The organism is Trichocoleus sp. FACHB-262 (genome assembly GCF_014696035.1).
In the GTDB taxonomy this organism is placed as follows: domain Bacteria; phylum Cyanobacteriota; class Cyanobacteriia; order FACHB-46; family FACHB-46; genus Trichocoleus.
The window spans coordinates 1-15,218 of record NZ_JACJPK010000093.1; the positions used below are offsets into that span (position 1 = coordinate 1).

The 15,218-nt window shown below is 49.2% G+C and carries 17 protein-coding genes; 14 read left to right on the forward strand and 3 right to left on the reverse strand.

Annotation, left to right across the window (positions count from 1 at the left end):
* Positions 1-222: 222 nt before the first annotated feature.
* From H6F68_RS21845 to H6F68_RS21855, 3 genes are all read right to left on the reverse strand, one after another.
* Complete coding sequence (locus H6F68_RS21845) at positions 223-696, reverse strand: MarR family winged helix-turn-helix transcriptional regulator (protein WP_190562263.1); 474 nt, start codon at positions 694-696, stop codon at positions 223-225.
* 114 nt (positions 697-810) lie between these two features.
* On the reverse strand, positions 811-1,665 hold the full coding sequence (locus H6F68_RS21850) for an ABC transporter permease (RefSeq protein WP_190562265.1): 855 nt from the start codon (positions 1,663-1,665) through the stop codon (positions 811-813).
* Positions 1,622-2,494, reverse strand: coding sequence for an ATP-binding cassette domain-containing protein (locus H6F68_RS21855; RefSeq protein ID WP_190562267.1), 873 nt, complete (start codon positions 2,492-2,494; stop codon positions 1,622-1,624). The genes H6F68_RS21850 and H6F68_RS21855 overlap by 44 nt, the downstream gene beginning before the upstream one ends.
* Before the next feature lie 185 nt (positions 2,495-2,679).
* Between H6F68_RS21855 and H6F68_RS21860 the strand changes: the two genes are divergently transcribed.
* From H6F68_RS21860 to H6F68_RS29450, 14 genes are all read left to right on the forward strand, one after another.
* Positions 2,680-2,979 carry a 4Fe-4S binding protein gene (locus H6F68_RS21860; RefSeq protein ID WP_199300236.1) on the forward strand — a complete coding sequence of 100 codons (300 nt, stop codon included), beginning with the start codon at positions 2,680-2,682 and terminating at the stop codon, positions 2,977-2,979.
* A gap of 45 nt (positions 2,980-3,024) precedes the next feature.
* A complete protein-coding gene (locus tag H6F68_RS21865; RefSeq protein WP_190562270.1) occupies positions 3,025-4,077 on the forward strand; it encodes an ABC transporter substrate-binding protein in 1,053 nt (350 codons plus the stop codon).
* Between the two features lie 35 nt (positions 4,078-4,112).
* Positions 4,113-5,750 carry an FAD-dependent oxidoreductase gene (locus H6F68_RS21870; protein ID WP_190562272.1) on the forward strand — a complete coding sequence of 546 codons (1,638 nt, stop codon included), beginning with the start codon at positions 4,113-4,115 and terminating at the stop codon, positions 5,748-5,750.
* A 29-nt stretch (positions 5,751-5,779) separates the two neighbouring features.
* Positions 5,780-6,625 carry an NADPH-dependent oxidoreductase gene (locus tag H6F68_RS21875; protein WP_190562274.1) on the forward strand — a complete coding sequence of 282 codons (846 nt, stop codon included), beginning with the start codon at positions 5,780-5,782 and terminating at the stop codon, positions 6,623-6,625.
* A 30-nt stretch (positions 6,626-6,655) separates the two neighbouring features.
* Entirely contained in the window at positions 6,656-7,798 is a 1,143-nt protein-coding gene (locus H6F68_RS21880; protein ID WP_190562276.1) for an aryl-sulfate sulfotransferase, read from the forward strand.
* 29 nt (positions 7,799-7,827) lie between these two features.
* On the forward strand, positions 7,828-8,865 hold the full coding sequence (locus tag H6F68_RS21885; protein ID WP_190562278.1) for an NADP(H)-dependent aldo-keto reductase: 1,038 nt from the start codon (positions 7,828-7,830) through the stop codon (positions 8,863-8,865).
* A 35-nt stretch (positions 8,866-8,900) separates the two neighbouring features.
* Positions 8,901-9,584 carry a glutathione S-transferase family protein gene (locus H6F68_RS21890; protein ID WP_190562280.1) on the forward strand — a complete coding sequence of 228 codons (684 nt, stop codon included), beginning with the start codon at positions 8,901-8,903 and terminating at the stop codon, positions 9,582-9,584.
* Positions 9,585-10,101: 517 nt separating this feature from the next.
* A complete protein-coding gene (locus tag H6F68_RS21895) occupies positions 10,102-10,875 on the forward strand; it encodes an ATP-binding cassette domain-containing protein (RefSeq protein WP_190562282.1) in 774 nt (257 codons plus the stop codon).
* Positions 10,876-10,916: 41 nt separating this feature from the next.
* On the forward strand, positions 10,917-11,387 hold the full coding sequence (locus H6F68_RS28585; protein WP_199300237.1) for a bifunctional 2-polyprenyl-6-hydroxyphenol methylase/3-demethylubiquinol 3-O-methyltransferase UbiG: 471 nt from the start codon (positions 10,917-10,919) through the stop codon (positions 11,385-11,387).
* Between the two features lie 105 nt (positions 11,388-11,492).
* Entirely contained in the window at positions 11,493-11,729 is a 237-nt protein-coding gene (locus H6F68_RS28590; RefSeq protein WP_199300238.1) for a hypothetical protein, read from the forward strand.
* A gap of 27 nt (positions 11,730-11,756) precedes the next feature.
* Entirely contained in the window at positions 11,757-12,812 is a 1,056-nt protein-coding gene (locus H6F68_RS21905) for an aliphatic sulfonate ABC transporter substrate-binding protein (RefSeq protein WP_190562284.1), read from the forward strand.
* Between the two features lie 52 nt (positions 12,813-12,864).
* Positions 12,865-13,938 carry a sulfonate ABC transporter substrate-binding protein gene (locus tag H6F68_RS21910; RefSeq protein ID WP_199300239.1) on the forward strand — a complete coding sequence of 358 codons (1,074 nt, stop codon included), beginning with the start codon at positions 12,865-12,867 and terminating at the stop codon, positions 13,936-13,938.
* A gap of 60 nt (positions 13,939-13,998) precedes the next feature.
* Positions 13,999-14,844: an aliphatic sulfonate ABC transporter permease SsuC gene (gene ssuC, locus H6F68_RS21915; RefSeq protein WP_190562286.1), complete on the forward strand. Its 846-nt coding sequence runs from the start codon at positions 13,999-14,001 to the stop codon at positions 14,842-14,844.
* A gap of 156 nt (positions 14,845-15,000) precedes the next feature.
* A complete protein-coding gene (locus H6F68_RS29450; RefSeq protein WP_277876135.1) occupies positions 15,001-15,129 on the forward strand; it encodes a hypothetical protein in 129 nt (42 codons plus the stop codon).
* Positions 15,130-15,218: the final 89 nt, after the last annotated feature.

A 15,218-nucleotide genomic window follows, 5' to 3' on the forward strand; every position in this document is an offset into this window, starting at 1 on the left:
ATGCCATTGAGATACATTTTGATGCACAGTTGCTTGATGTCATCGGAGTAAGCCCAAGGACGGTAAGACTCGAGAAATTGGCGACCACACTGCTTGCACTGATAGCACTGTCTTCCGCGACGGTGACCGTTTTTAGCCGTGTGAGTGGAGTGACATTGAGGACATTTCATACCTTCATTGTGCCAAAGCCAGCATTACTCTTTCAGCAACGCCAATATTTGTTTAGGTCGAGTCAGCGGATTGTTCAAACACTTGTTTCAGAAGCGACAATCCTGCTTCGACTTGGGTGATGTCGTCATCACTGAGAGAGGTCAGCAGATCCCCAATGTACAACCGAGTTTGGGCGCGGGTTGCTTCCAAGTGTTCTTTGCCTGCTGGGGTCAACTTCAGGACCACTCGCCGCCGTTCTTCCGGATGGTCGCAGCGATCGACAAAATTGCGCTGCACCAAACGTTCGGTATTGGCTGAGGCTGTGGCCCGCGTCACGCCTAAATGGTCTGCCAGTTCTGACAGAGAAGCGCCGGGATTTTTATCGAGAAAGGCCAAGCTGCGGAATTGAGGCACTGAAATTTCTTCGTAAGAACCCCGCACCCGCATATCTGCTCGAATAAACCGCATCACGAGAGGGACAGTTTCCATCACTCTCGCCGCACATTGCTCTACAACCTTCTTCCGAGCAGGTTTTCTCGATCCCATTGGACGCTGATTCTCCCCAAGCCACAGATACGATGCATGATTTAGAGCACTCATTCTACTGTCTGTATGAATTGCCCTTTCTCTACTTTCGCTTAGATTGGGTGAAATAAGACACTACATGCCAACTTGGGGATAAAGTCGGCCACCAATGATCGTGAAAATGGTAATCACCAGCAATAAAATGGCGCAATCTAACCCAAACCCGTAGGTACTAGAACCATTTGCTAGCATCGTGCCTCGCAGGGCATCCACTTCATAGGTGAGTGGGTTGAGGTGAGAAAGCACCTGCAACCACTGGGGCATCAGAGTAATCGGATAAATGGCGTTGCTGGCGAAGAAGAGAGGCATCGTCATCAGTTGCCCCATGCCGTTGAATCGCTCTCGCGACTTCACTAAACAGGCAACGATTATCGAAAAGAGGGAAAAACAGGCTGCACCCAGCAACACAATCAGCACGACTCCGGCGATCGCCACGGGGCTAGGATTGAGCTTCACCCCTAACAGCAGCGATAACAGATAGACAATAGCCACCTGAGACAAGCTGCGAATCCCTGAAGCCAAGGCTTTGCCCAGCACCATTGCCTCCCGTGGCGTGGGGCTAACCAAAAACTTATGCACGATCCCCAGGTCTTTTTCCCAGATGATTGACATGCCGCCACTAAAAATGGAGACGAAGAGAACACTCTGAGCCAGAATTCCCGCCGCCATGAAATCCAGGTAAGGCAGATCCCCAGTAGGAATGCCGCGAATGCGAGTAAACACTTGACCGAAAATCAGCAACCAGAGCGTGGGTTGGACCGCTCGCAAAAACAAATCACTGGGATCGTGGCGGAGTTTGCGGACTTCTAGTTCTGTAATCACCAGCGTTTTGTTGATCAGTTCAGCGATCGCCCCCCATCCCCGACTCAGCGGATGCGATCTGGGCTTATCCCAACCGTTGAGTGGTACGTCGAGTTCTTGAAGTTTCACGGTAGCTAGCTCCTGTGGTTAATTGGTCTCCGGTGTAGTGGATAAACACGTCATCCAAGGTTGCATCACGCTGATTTAGCGAGGCTTTGAGCTCAGCAGGCGAACCTGTGGTAATCACGCTACCTTGGTGCATAATGGCAACGCGCTGACATAACGCATCTGCTTCATCGAGAAAATGGGTGGTGAGAAACACAGTGGTGCCGTAATCAGTACAGAGCTGCCGCACCAAGGCCCAAACTGAGCTACGAGCCAACGGATCTAAACCCACGGTGGGTTCATCCAAAAAAAGAATCTGGGGACGATGCAAAATGGATTGTGCCACCTCCAACCGTCGAATCATGCCGCCGGAGTAGGTACGCACCAAGCGATCGGCTGCATCCTGCAAACCCATGAACGCCAGCAGTTCTCGAATCCGGCGATCGCGTTGGGTGTAGGGAATATCATAGAGTTTGGCGAAGATCAACAAGTTCTCATAGCCAGTCAAACTGCCATCGGCAGAGAGCGCTTGCGGTACATAACCAATGACTCGCCGTACCGCTGCTGCCTGACGGGTGACATCAAAGCCTGCGATCGCCGCTTTGCCACTGGTCGCGGGAAGTAAAGTGGTCAGTATTTTGATCACGGTACTCTTGCCTGCCCCATTCGGCCCCAGCAACCCAAAAACCTCACCCGGTTGTACTGCCAGATTTACGCCATTCACTGCCGTAAATTTGCCGAAGCGACGAGTTAGGGCTTGGGTTTCCAACAGTGGACGCTGACTGACCAAAGATGGAACGGGTGAAAAGGCTTCTGGCTCTGGAAATCCTGCATCTTGAATCGATTGCCTCATGGATACCGTTGTTTTCTAGTTAGACTCTCTAACAATTAGTAACATACCTATTTACTGATTCATTAGATTATCTAACAATTAGTTAACCCGATAATTTGTTCCAAAAATACTTGTATTTACCCAGCGACTATGACATACTCCAAAGTTAATCTACGGTAAATCGGTAGATAAACAGTAGTATTTGAATGGGTACTAACCCTGTGATTGAACTTGTCAGTGCCTCCCGTTGCATCCAATGCAATTTATGTGTCACGGCTTGCCCCACCAATGTCTTTGATAAAGTTCCTGGCAAGCCCCCCACGATCGCTCGCAAAAGTGATTGTCAGACCTGTTTTATGTGCGAATTGTATTGTCCAGTAGATGCCCTCTATGTGGCTCCTAACGCTGATGAGTCGGTGCCTGTGGATGAAGCGGAATTAGTCGCTGCAGGCTTGCTGGGGAGCTACCGAGAAGATGTGGGCTGGGGAAAGGGACGCAAAAAATAGCAGATCTCCTCTCAGCTAGAGAGTCACTATTCATTCACATAGATCATGATTCATCGACTTGGGCGACGCAAATTTCTCAATCACTTTCTCACCTCTTTGACTACCTATGCCCTGGTAGTAACGGCTGCAAGTTGTTCTTCGCAACAAAGCCAAATTAACTCTACGGCGATCGCCAACAGTGCCTCTGCTACCAGCTCAGTCGCCAAAGCTGGAGATCAGGCAGTGTTGCGCGTTGGCTTCATTAGTACCGAAAGTCGAGTGCCATTGGGTCCGGAGGGATGGGCACACCAAAAAGGCTGGTGGAACCAGGAACTAAAAAGCCTGGGGATTCAAGAAGTTCGCTTTGTGCCCTTTGATGGTGGACCCGCGCTGAATGAAGCCCTTTCCAGCGGAGCGCTAGACCTAGGCTTATATGGGGACACACCAGCCTTGGTGGGGCGATCGGCAGGCTTGCCTACGAAGCTGATTAATCAAACTCGTGTTGGTCAGGATGCCTGGTTGCTGACCAAGCAAGACGACGTGCGATCGCTAGCAGACCTCAAAGGCAAGAAGGTAGGGGTCGCTAAGGGCACTTATCTCCATCGCTATCTGATTGGTTTGCTAGAGGAGAACAAACTCACGTCAGACGTGAAAATTATCCAAATGAAACCAGCCGATGCCAGAGCCGCGATCGAACGGGGAGATATTGTGGCCTATCCGTTTGCAATGGGGGTAGGGCCAACCTTGCTAGAGCAGGGATTCCGAGCGATCGACCAAGCCAGTATCCATGATGATTTGGTCGGAACCGGGGTCAGCATCGTCACGGAAGCTGCCTTAGCTAAATATCCGGAACTGCCTAAACAGTGGAACCAAACTCGGCAAAAGGCTCTGGCAGACATCAAAGCCAACTCAGAAGCTTTCTACCAATTTGCCGCCAAGGAGAGTGGAGGGTTGTCGTTGTCAGCAGCGAAAGCGTCTTATCCTCTCAATCTCTACCCCACGGAACCTTTCAACGACAGAGGCTTGCAGCTCTTGACCTCGACCAAACAATTTTTAGCAGAGCAGCAGTTGTTGAAGTCTGATTTTGACATCAAAGATTGGCAAGCTGCGAATCCTTAACCCCTTTCCATATTTTGATCTGAAGGAGCGAATGTATGAATCGTCAAATCACGAGCGATGCCGCTTCCAGCCATGTTTCGGGCCTGAATTTGACTGCCGATGTCTTGGTGATTGGGGGTGGACCCTCTGGCGCTTGGGCCGCTTGGAGTGCTGCCAGCAATGGAGCCAAGGTGATCTTGGTAGATAAAGGCTACTGTGGCACCAGTGGCGCAGCCGCAGCATCAGGCAATGGTGTTTGGTATGTGGCCCCCGACCCAGAGCAACGGGAAGCAGCAATGGCGAGCCGCGAGGCGATGGGTGGTTTTCTGGCTCAGCGATCGTGGATGGAGCGAGTGCTCGATCGCACCTATGACAACATTAATTCTCTAGCGGATTTGGGATATTCTTTTCAGTCAGATGCCGAGGGCAAACCGATTCGGCGATCGCTGCAAGGCCCAGACTACATGCGCTTCATGCGGAAGCAGATCCGCCAGGCTGGAGTCAAAATTTTAGACCATAGTCCCGCCCTAGAATTACTGGTAGATAGCGACGGAGCCGTTGCGGGAGCCAGTGGCATCAACCGGAATACACAAGAACCTTGGACCGTGAAAGCAGGCGCAGTCGTGATTGCCACGGGGGGCTGTGCCTTCCTCAGCAAAGCCTTGGGTTGCAACGTGTTGACTGGAGATGGTTACTTGATGGCAGCCGAAGCGGGCGCTGACTTCTCCGGCATGGAATTCTCCAATGCCTATGCCATCTCTCCCGGTTTCTCCTCAGTCACCAAAACTCGTTTTTACGACTGGGCTTCCTTCACCTACGAAGACGGCACGGTGATTGAAGGCGCAGGCTCGAAGCGGGGACGCTCGGTGATTGCCAAGACACTGTTGAGCCAGCCTGTCTATGCTCGCTTGGATCAAAATATGACCGAAGAGACGAAAGCCTGGATGCGGGGATCTCAACCCAACTTCTTTGTGGCATTCGATCGCGCGGGCATTGATCCCTTTAACCAACGCTTCCCGATCACGATGCGTCTGGAGGGCACAGTTCGCGGTACAGGCGGTATTCGCATCACCGATCGCACCTGCACCACCTCTGTTCCCGGACTCTATGCCTCAGGAGATGCTGCTACTCGCGAATTAATCTGTGGTGGATTTACCGGAGGGGGGAGCCACAATGCGGCCTGGGCCATGTCATCGGGTTACTGGGCAGGACAATCCGCTGCCACCTTTGCTCAAAGCTTGGGAGAGCAAGCAACTCAGCGACATGTGCAAGGCGTGGGGACAGCAGGATTACGGGGTGAGGGAGGGCGATCGCTGACTGCTCAAGAGACGATCGCCGCAATTCAGGCAGAAGTGATGCCCTACGATCGCAACCTGTTCCGATCAGGGTCTATGTTGAATGAGTCGCTGGGCCGCTTAAACAGTTTGTGGCAGGAGATTCGCAATAGCGCCACCCCCACTGCTAATGATGTGATTCGCTCTCGTGAAACAGCGGCAATGGTAGCTACGGCTCGCTGGATGTATAGCAGTGGTTTGCAACGGCAAGAATCTCGCGGCATGCACAAACGCCTGGATTACCCCGAACAAGACCCCAACCAAAAGCACTACTTGATTAGCGGCGGCTTAGACCAAGTTTGGGTGAAAGCTGAGCCGATCCAACCTCAGGTCGCTGCACGAGAACTGGTCGCTTTATAACCTGAGACCAAAATCTATCTTTTCAGATCATGACCTTTACTGCACCTGCTCCAACTAATGCTTCTAACCTGCTACGCGATCGCTACGGTAGCGCGTTTGATCTCACCCTAGAGGCTCCTTGGAATAGTAGCCTGACAACCTTGTTATCTCACCGTTCTGTGCGTTCCTATCTCTCCAAGCCCCTCCCTAGTGGAACACTGGAAACCCTGATTGCGGCTGCCCAGTCTGCTTCCACATCTTCCAATCTGCAAACTTGGAGTGTGGTGGCGATCGAAGATCCAGAGCGCAAAGACCGCTTAGCTCAACTGGCAGGGAATCAAGCCCATATCCGTCAGGCTCCGCTATTTTTGGTTTGGTTAGCTGATCTGGCTCGCCCTACTCACATCGCAGAACAAAGAGGATTCGCTCACGACGGGCTGAACTATTTAGAGATGTTTTTGATGTCGGCGATCGATGCTACTCTGGCTGCCCAGAACGCTGCTGTGGCCGCAGAATCTCTCGATTTGGGCACCGTCTACATTGGCGGCATTCGCAACCAACCCGCCGTTGTGGCCGCAGAACTGGGTTTGCCGAAACAGGTCTTTGCGGTGTTCGGTCTCTGTATCGGTTATCCCGATCCCGCCAACCCAGCCGCGATTAAACCTCGTCTCCCTCAATCAGCGGTGTTGCATCGCGAAACCTACACCCTGGAAGCCCAAGATGCCGCGATCGCCCATTACAACGAGATCATGGCAGCCTTTTATGACCAGCAAAACATGAAGGTTGAGGGAGATTGGACCCAGCATTCTAGCGATCGCGTCGCCAGTGCCGAATCGTTACGCAATCGCGCCCATCTCCATGACATTCTGCATCAGCTCGGCTTTGAGCTGCGTTAATTTATCCTTGCTATTCCTTGCTATTCATTTATGACTCTCGCCTTTAACCCGCCACCCGCTATTAGAACCCCTCTCGTAGACCAAAACACTATTCATCGTCGTGGTACTGGTTTACGAGCCATCGACCACATGAAAACCTTCCTGGGATACACCCTATTTACGCCGTTGACTGGCCAAGGTGAGGTGTATTTAACCGATATCAAAGGGAAAGTGGTACACGAATGGCATTTGCCCTATGCACCTGGGCCTTATGGTTATTTGCTCCCCAATGGCAATCTGTTTTATAACGGCAAAGTTCCCGAAGCGCAGAGCCGTTTTCCCATGTGGTCGCTCTTTAAGGGCGGCGTGGTCTTAGAGGCCGATCGCCACGGCAACATTGTCTGGGAATATCATCATCCCGATCACCATCATGATGCCTGCCAACTTCGCAATGGCAACACCTTGATTTTGTGCATCGAGAAGATTCCGCGATCGCTAGTGGCTCAAGTTAAAGGCGGCATCCCTGGTACCGAAGCAGAGGGCGACATCTATGCCGATGTGATTCATGAAGTTACACTTGGCGGAGAGATTATCTGGAGTTGGCATGCTTATGAGCATCTTGATCCAGAAACCGATGTGATTAATTATCAAGATCCCCGCCACGAGTGGACTCACGGCAACTCAGTCAGAGAACTGGCAGATGGCAACATTATTTTGAGTTTTCGCAATATTTCCACCGTCGTAATTGTCGATCGCACCACCGGAAACATTACTTGGAAACTTGGAAGAGAAGTACTGGCACAACAGCATTTTCCCCACGAATTGCCAAATGGTAACCTGCTGATTTTCGATAACGGCGCACACCGTCAATACACAGCCCTCAACTATTCCCGCGTAATTGAGGTAAACCGCCAAACCCAAGCAATTGTCTGGGAGTACACAGATAATCCTCCGCAAAACTTCTTCAGCCCCTACATCTCCGGGGCGCAACGCTTAGCCAACGGCAACACCCTGATTACAGAAGGCTCCTTTGGACGCTTGTTTGAAGTCACATCTGACGGTGAAGTGGTTTGGGAATATGTCAATCCGCACTTCGGTGGGCGATCGCTCGATTCCGCCCCTGTAGCTCGCGGCGAACAAAATTCTGTCTTCCGTGCCTTTCGTTACACCCGTGAAGAGATCCCTTGGCTCTAAGTGAAACCTAACCTCTTTTTGGCAAGAACATGAAATACAACAAATTAGGTGACAGCGATTTACAGGTTTCTGAAATTTGCTTAGGCACTATGACCTTTGGGCAACAGAACACCATTACCGAGGCTCATCAACAACTCGATTACGCGATCGCTCAAGGTGTCAACTTTATTGATGCCGCAGAGATGTATCCTGTGCCAGTGCAGGAAGACACGCAGGGTTTAACCGAAGCCTATATTGGTGAATGGCTCAGCCGTCAACAACGGGATCAACTGATTGTTGCCACCAAAATTGCTGGACCCGGACGTGATTTTCATTGGCTACGGGATGGAGAGCAAAAGATCGATCGCAAAAATATTGAGCAGGCTGTAGACGCTAGCCTCAAACGCTTACAAACTGATTACATCGATCTTTATCAACTTCACTGGCCTGATCGCTATGTGCCGCGTTTTGGCGAAACCGTGTTTGACCTTCGCAAAGAGCGAGAAACAGTGGCGATCGCAGAGCAACTTGCTGTATTCGCAAATGTGATCAAAGCAGGCAAAATTCGTCATCTCGGTCTCAGCAACGAAACTCCTTGGGGTATCTCTGAATTCAGCCACTTAGCCAAACAACTCGGTCTACCCAAAGTCGTTTCCATTCAAAATGCCTACAGTTTGGTGAATCGCGTGTTTGATGCTGCTTTGGCAGAAGCGAGCTATCGCGAAAATGTGGGGCTCCTCGCCTACAGCCCGCTGGCCTTTGGTCTGCTCTCTGGTAAATATCTCAATGGTGCTCCCAGCCACGCCCGTCTGAATCGTTTTGAAGGGTTTGGCGGACGCTATCGCAAACCTAACGTTGCAGAAGCGGTCGCTGCCTACATTGAGATCGCTCGCGCCCACAATCTCAAACCCGCTCATCTGGCGCTGGCTTTTGTTCGCAGCCGTTGGTTTGTCACCAGTACCATTATCGGTGCCACCACATTGGAGCAATTACAAGAGAACTTAGACAGTGTGAACGTCACGCTCGATGAGTCAATTTTGGTTGAGATTGATGCCATTCATACTCGTTATCCCAACCCTGCGCCCTAAGCGAGTTTGTTGTTTTTCTTGAGAGATAGCCAACAATGACAATTGTTCAAATTTATAGTGCCAAAGCCTGTCCTTTTGCCCACCGCACTCGGTTGGTGTTGTTAGAGAAAGGAATTGACTTCGAATTAACTGAGATTGACCTGCAAAATAAACCTGCATGGTTTTCTCAAATCTCACGTTATGGCAAAGTTCCAGCAATTAAACATGGCGATCATGAGATTGTCGAGTCTGCCATCATCAACGAATATTTAGAGGAAGTGTTTCCAGAACCACCACTTTTACCAAGTGAACCAGGAGCCAGAGCGATCGCCCGCATCTGGATTGACTACGCCAACACCCGCTTTGTCCCTGCATTCTCAAAATTGCTGCGCGGCAAAACAACGCAGGAACAAGAACAGGGAAGACAAGAGCTAGAGGAATCTCTCTTGTATATCGAGCGAGAAGGATTTGGCAAATTATCAGGAGAAGGGCCTTACTGGTTTGGTAATTCCCTGAGTCTCGTCGATCTCACCTTCTATCCCTGGTTTGAACGGCTCCCGACGTTGAAAGAGTATCGCAACTTTAGCCTGCCTGCTGAGGCAACTCGCATCCAGAACTGGTGGCATGCTGTGCGCGATCGCCCCTCGGTTCAAAGTATTGAAAATCCTGTCAGCTTCTATTTAGAACGCTACGCCAGATTCGTCACTACTCCTGCCACTGCTGGAGCTGCCCGCAACTAAAAACTACAGCCCTAAATGACTTACAAGGGAGGAGATCAGCTGATCTTCTCCCTTAATATTTGTTATAGGGCAGAAAACTGACAGCTTGTAAAGCATATTTTTAACAAAAACCTAATTCTTAATCTATAAATAAACCATAAAATTGTTCTTTCTTACACTAAAAAATTGTAACTTTCAAAACCTCATTTTAGTATTCCCAATGTCTAGAAATAAAGCTATTTAAATCAATCCATCAATTTCAGAAAGATGCTTTAAAAGTACAGAGATATCAAGCGAAAATGCTTGATTTTTAACTACAGCCATGCGAAACTATCATTTATTAAATACGGTAAGTCGATTGATTTACCGTAGATTAATCACAAAAGTCAGTTAGAGACAACACCTTAAACGTAAGAACTGGCAGATAGGATGTTTTATAAGCATTGACTGGCTTATTGAAAGACTTTAACCACTGCACGAATCTAAGTAAGGACTAGAAATTTGAGCTGGGTTCGCTTTAGTTTTGGAGATTTTTGACATGGGATCTGAACCTCGGGGTATGCATGTAGCGATTGAAGGAATGAAAAAATCCTTTGGTCATCAGACTGTTTTGGAAGGAATTGATCTGGAAATATTGCCTGGAGAATTTGTGGCGATCGTTGGGCGTAGTGGCTGTGGTAAAAGTACATTACTTCGCTTGGTCGCGGGATTAGATGCACCCACAGAAGGTGATATTTACTTGGACGGAAAACGTTCTTATCGCCTTAATCCTACTGTACGCATGATGTTCCAAGATGCGCGACTTTTGCCTTGGGAGAAAGTGCTATCTAACGTAGAACTAGGTTTATTCGGCTCCAGTGGTTCTGTCCGCAGCAAAGCCTTGGAAGTGCTCCATGCGGTTGGGCTACAGGAAAGAGCATTTGAGTGGCCTTCTGTCCTATCGGGTGGTCAACGCCAACGGATTGCTTTAGCAAGAGCCTTGGTGAGTGAACCACCTTTACTGCTGTTAGATGAGCCACTAGGAGCCTTAGATGCCCTGACTCGGATTGAAATGCAACAGCTCTTGGAGAAACTTTGGCAGGAGCAGCAGTTTACCTCCCTTTTAATCACTCATGATGTCGAGGAAGCAGTGGTCCTAGCAGATCGAGTTGTGCTCATCGAGAACGGTCGCATTGCCCTGGATCATCGTATTGACCTACCGCGACCGAGAGAACGGGGGAATGCTGTCTTTGCTCAAACGGTCGAGAAGATTCTACGCCGCGTTATGGGTAGACCAGAACCGAATCAAAATGTGTTTGCGATCGCTTCTTAAATTTCTCGAATTGTTCCCTGCTCACCTTACTCAGTTTCTCAATGGCTACAACAATTTTCACCCCAGATCCAACCTTATTTCAAGGCGCTGCTTGGTACTATGCCCGCTATCGATCGCGCTATCCTCAAGCCCTGTTTGATCTGTTAGCTGACCTCTTCAACTTGGATAGTGCAGAACGATTACTAGATCTCGGTTGTGGGGCTGGATTAGTGGCGATCCCTTTTAGCAATCAGTTTGCAGAAGTCGTAGCGATCGATCCAGATGCAGAGATGTTGCAGGAAGCTCAAGCAGAAGCAAAGACACTCGGCATCAATCACATTCGTTGGATACAGGATCGCGCAGAGTCGATTTCTCCTGAATTAGGTCAGTTCCGCTTAGCTACGTTTGGTCGTTCCTTCCACTGGATGCAGCGAGAATTGGTTCTAGAGAAACTGTCTCCCTTATTGTCCGAGGGCGGAGGCATTGCCATCCTCAAAACCGGAGATGATCCTTGGAATAGTTCTCTGCCCTAGAAGCAAGCCGCGATCGCTACTGTCAAACGCTGTCTAGGAGAACAACGTCGCACAGGTCAAGCAGGCAAGGGCTTTTGGAAAAACCTAGAAGTACCTCACGAAGAAGTGCTGGCACAGTCAAAATTTGTCCAGCAAAAAACCTTTGATCTCACCTTCGAGAAAACTTGGACTGTTGACTCTTACCTAGGTTATCTCTATTCCACTGCCTTTGCACTGCCATCTTTTTTTGGCAGCGATCGCGAAAAATTTGAGGCAGATCTGAAAGAGTCTCTACTGGCCGTTGAACCTTCAGGACACTTCACAGAAGAACTGACAGCCAGCGCCTTGGTTGCTTGGAAATAAAACCATTTCCGCATCATCACCAAAGCTATGAATTCACATATTCGCATTCGTCGTCGTCGCTTCCTCCAGGTTGCAGTACCTGGAATGCTAAGTTTATCGACCACTCTTGCATTAGGTAGTTGCAGCAAATCAGCTCAAAACACAGCAACTTCTAGCACTAACCCCTCTGACATCAAAACCAAAGTGTTGCGGATGGGGTATCAACAAGCAGGAGATCTCGTCAGGGTTACAGGAGTATTGGAGAAACGTCTAGAGCCATTAGGCATCAAGGTGGAATGGGCTCAGTTTGCCCAAGGTCCACAACTGATGGAAGCCATGAATGTGGGCAAAGTAGATGTTGGTTCTGTGGGCGAAACACCACCTATTTTTGCTCAAGCCGCTGGTGCAGATATTGTTTATGTTGTGGGGTCAAAGCGAACACCAGAAACAGGCCGTAGTAGCATTATTGCCGTGCCTCCAGAATCTCCGATTCAAAAGCTCGAAGACATTAAAGGGCAAGAAGTGGTGTTTCAAAAGGCATCAGCTTCTCACTATTTCGTCCTCCGGGCTCTACAGGAAGTCGGTTTGAAGATCAATGATATCAAGATCCGCAGCATGCCTAACGTAGATGCCAGAGGTGCCTTTATTGAAGGCAGAATTCCAGTTTGGGTATCAGGCGATCCACATTATGCTTTGGCCGAAAAACTCGGTAGGATTCGTGTGATCAAGACTGCTGAAGGGTTAGATTCCCCGGGTGGATATTATATCAGTGGTCGCAAATTTGCAGAAGAAAATCCAGGACTGCTAAAGATTGTGATCGAGGAGATCGACACGATTGAGCAGTGGGCGACCAACCACCGCTCCGAAGCTGCAAAACTGATTGCACCAGAGCAAAAACTTTCCCTTGATGTGGCAGAGAGAGTCGTCGGTCGTCGCACCTTTGGACGTAGAGCGGTCAGTCCAGCGTTGATTCAGGATCAGCAACGAGTTGCAGATTTGTTCTACGAAAATGATCTTCTACCTAAGCCTGTCAACATTTCGGCAGCTCTGTTATCGAGTGCTCTCTATGCAGCGATTACCCCCACCACCATCAGCCAGCGATAGAAACTTTCAGCAAACCTAACGAATCACGATATCAGTTGTAAGAGGAATTTTCATGGTTCTCGTTGCATCCTTTAAGTCACAGCAGCAAGGCATTCTGAAGCGAGTTCTAGCGGTTGCTGTGCCAGGTTTCATGATGATTGCAACCGCAATCACAGGTTGCACAAGCCAAGCTCCCAATGCCCAAAACTCCATAGACAAAACCAACTCACCTGGCACTGGTATTAAGACCAAAGTGGTTCATGTGGGCTATCAATCCTCTGGTGACATCGTCAGATTAAAAGGTGTTCTAGAGAAGCGGTTAGAGCCATTAGGAGTCAAGGTGGAATGGGCACAGTTTCCCGCTGGACCGCAACTCATGGAAGCCATGAATGTGGGTAAAGTAGATATCGGTTCGGCAGGAGAAACACCCCCCATCTTTGCTCAAGCGGCAGGAGCCTCTTTAGTTTATTTGGCAGGTCGGCAACCTTCCACAGGTGAAGGTAGCGGCATTGTGGTTCCTCAAGATTCACCCATTAAAACGGTTGCCGATCTCAAAGGAAAGCGCGTCATCTTCCAAAAAGGCTCTGCCTCTCACTATCTATTGGTGAAAGCCCTGGATGAAGTAGGGCTGAAGTATAACGATGTCCAAGCCGTAAGTATGCCGCCAGGAGATGTCCGAGAAGCCTTTATTCAGGGCAAAGTCGAAGCTTGGGTGACTTGGGACCCCCACCTAGCGATCGCCCAAAAAATTGCCAATGGGCGAGTTCTCAGAGATGCTAAAGGCATTGCTACCCAGGGTGGATTTTACCTGGCTTCTAAACAGTTTGCTAAGGAAAACCCAGAATTGGTTCGGCTGATTTTAGAGGAAGTTGACAAACTGGGAGAATGGGCAGAAAGCAACCCCAAAGAAGTTGCTCAACTTCTAGAACCAGAGTTAAAGCTAGATATTTCGCTTTTAGAAACAGTGAGTCAGCGGCGGCGATATCGCCTAAGACCCATTACGCCTGAGCTAATTGCTGAGCAGCAAAGAATTGCTGATTTGTTCTACAGCAATAAGGTGTTGCCCAAACGAATTGATCTCAAAGAGGCCACACTCACACCTGAGGAGTATGCAGCCATTACTCCAACCACCATCAGCCAAAAATAACTGCTGACCTCGATAGCACAATCATCTTTAGTCCCATCTTCTTTGTCTTTACCACGTCCTATGGTTAACTACAAACTTGATGCCCGACGATCTTCATTGAGTCGTCATTCTTTCGCCAGCAAATTAGCTGTTCTGCTCAGCGATCGCCGTATTCAAGCCTTGATCCCCTGGGCTTTTCCAGTCTTCATTCTCATTGTGTGGCAATTGCTCTCCTCGTTCGGGATCATTCCTACGCGAATTCTACCTGCGCCCTTAGCCGTGGTCACAGCAGCAATCCGCCTTAGTCAGACTGGAGAGTTGTTCGTCAATATTGGTGTGAGTGCGAGACGAGCGATCTCAGGCTTCATTATTGGTGGCAGCATCGGCTTTCTTTTAGGATTATTTAATGGCATCTCCCCAATTGCTGAGAAGCTATTTGATACCTCCGTTCAAATGCTACGCACCATTCCCAACTTGGCACTGCTACCGCTCGTGATTTTGTGGTTTGGCATTGGGGAAGAAGCCAGACTGTTTCTGGTCGCATTGGGAGTAATGTTTCCCATCTACCTAAATACCTTTCATGGTATCCGCAACGTCGATCCAGGCTTAATTGAGATGGGGAGAGTGTACGGACTCAATACCTGGGCCTTATTCTGGCGAATCATCCTCCCAGGTGCGATGTCATCTATTTTAGTCGGCATTCGCTTCTCCTTAGGAATTATGTGGTTGACCTTAATTGTTGCTGAAACAATCGCGGCTGATTCAGGCATCGGCTACATGGCCACAAACGCCAGAGAATTCATGCAAACCGATGTCGTTGTTTTAGCGATCGTCATGTATGCCCTGTTTGGTAAGTTGGCGGACGCGATCGCCAAAGCCTTGGAACGCAGGTGGCTCCAATGGAATCCCACTTATATAAAGACTTGAAGGAAGTTATTACCCTTCTCTCAAAAAACTTCCGATGATAGCTATCCATCGTCAGACCTTTCTTTGCAAATAGGAAAAAGTGTGAGAATGCTCACATCTTGCACCCAGGCTTGAAAGGTGAGAGAAAGGGCGTGAAACCAATATGCTGCAAGAACAATGGACATTCTTGCCCACGCCCAAGAACTAATCTATCACTTGCTCGATGGGATGCCGACTCGCTACCAGCGTCAAAACTTGCAAGCTTTGTTGGAGTTGTTTCTCATCCTTCTTTTGTTACTTTGGTGAGGAAAAATTAACTTGGGAATAGCTGTGATTCTAGCTGACCTATGCTTGAGCAACGAGATCCGGTCGCAACCGTTAGCTTTATTGATGAC

Excerpts from the sequence above, each read along its gene's own strand:
- H6F68_RS21845 (WP_190562263.1), bottom strand. The coding sequence starts at position 696 with ATGGGATCGAGAAAACCTGCTCGGAAGAAGGTTGTAGAGCAATGTGCG.
- H6F68_RS21855 (WP_190562267.1), bottom strand. The coding sequence starts at position 2,494 with ATGAGGCAATCGATTCAAGATGCAGGATTTCCAGAGCCAGAAGCCTTT.
- H6F68_RS21860 (WP_199300236.1), top strand. The coding sequence starts at position 2,680 with ATGGGTACTAACCCTGTGATTGAACTTGTCAGTGCCTCCCGTTGCATC.
- H6F68_RS21865 (WP_190562270.1), top strand. The coding sequence starts at position 3,025 with ATGATTCATCGACTTGGGCGACGCAAATTTCTCAATCACTTTCTCACC.
- H6F68_RS21870 (WP_190562272.1), top strand. The coding sequence starts at position 4,113 with ATGAATCGTCAAATCACGAGCGATGCCGCTTCCAGCCATGTTTCGGGC.
- H6F68_RS21875 (WP_190562274.1), top strand. The coding sequence starts at position 5,780 with ATGACCTTTACTGCACCTGCTCCAACTAATGCTTCTAACCTGCTACGC.
- H6F68_RS21880 (WP_190562276.1), top strand. The coding sequence starts at position 6,656 with ATGACTCTCGCCTTTAACCCGCCACCCGCTATTAGAACCCCTCTCGTA.
- H6F68_RS21885 (WP_190562278.1), top strand. The coding sequence starts at position 7,828 with ATGAAATACAACAAATTAGGTGACAGCGATTTACAGGTTTCTGAAATT.
- H6F68_RS21890 (WP_190562280.1), top strand. The coding sequence starts at position 8,901 with ATGACAATTGTTCAAATTTATAGTGCCAAAGCCTGTCCTTTTGCCCAC.
- H6F68_RS21895 (WP_190562282.1), top strand. The coding sequence starts at position 10,102 with ATGGGATCTGAACCTCGGGGTATGCATGTAGCGATTGAAGGAATGAAA.
- H6F68_RS28585 (WP_199300237.1), top strand. The coding sequence starts at position 10,917 with ATGGCTACAACAATTTTCACCCCAGATCCAACCTTATTTCAAGGCGCT.
- H6F68_RS21905 (WP_190562284.1), top strand. The coding sequence starts at position 11,757 with ATGAATTCACATATTCGCATTCGTCGTCGTCGCTTCCTCCAGGTTGCA.
- H6F68_RS21910 (WP_199300239.1), top strand. The coding sequence starts at position 12,865 with ATGGTTCTCGTTGCATCCTTTAAGTCACAGCAGCAAGGCATTCTGAAG.
- ssuC (WP_190562286.1), top strand. The coding sequence starts at position 13,999 with ATGGTTAACTACAAACTTGATGCCCGACGATCTTCATTGAGTCGTCAT.
- H6F68_RS29450 (WP_277876135.1), top strand. The coding sequence starts at position 15,001 with ATGGACATTCTTGCCCACGCCCAAGAACTAATCTATCACTTGCTCGAT.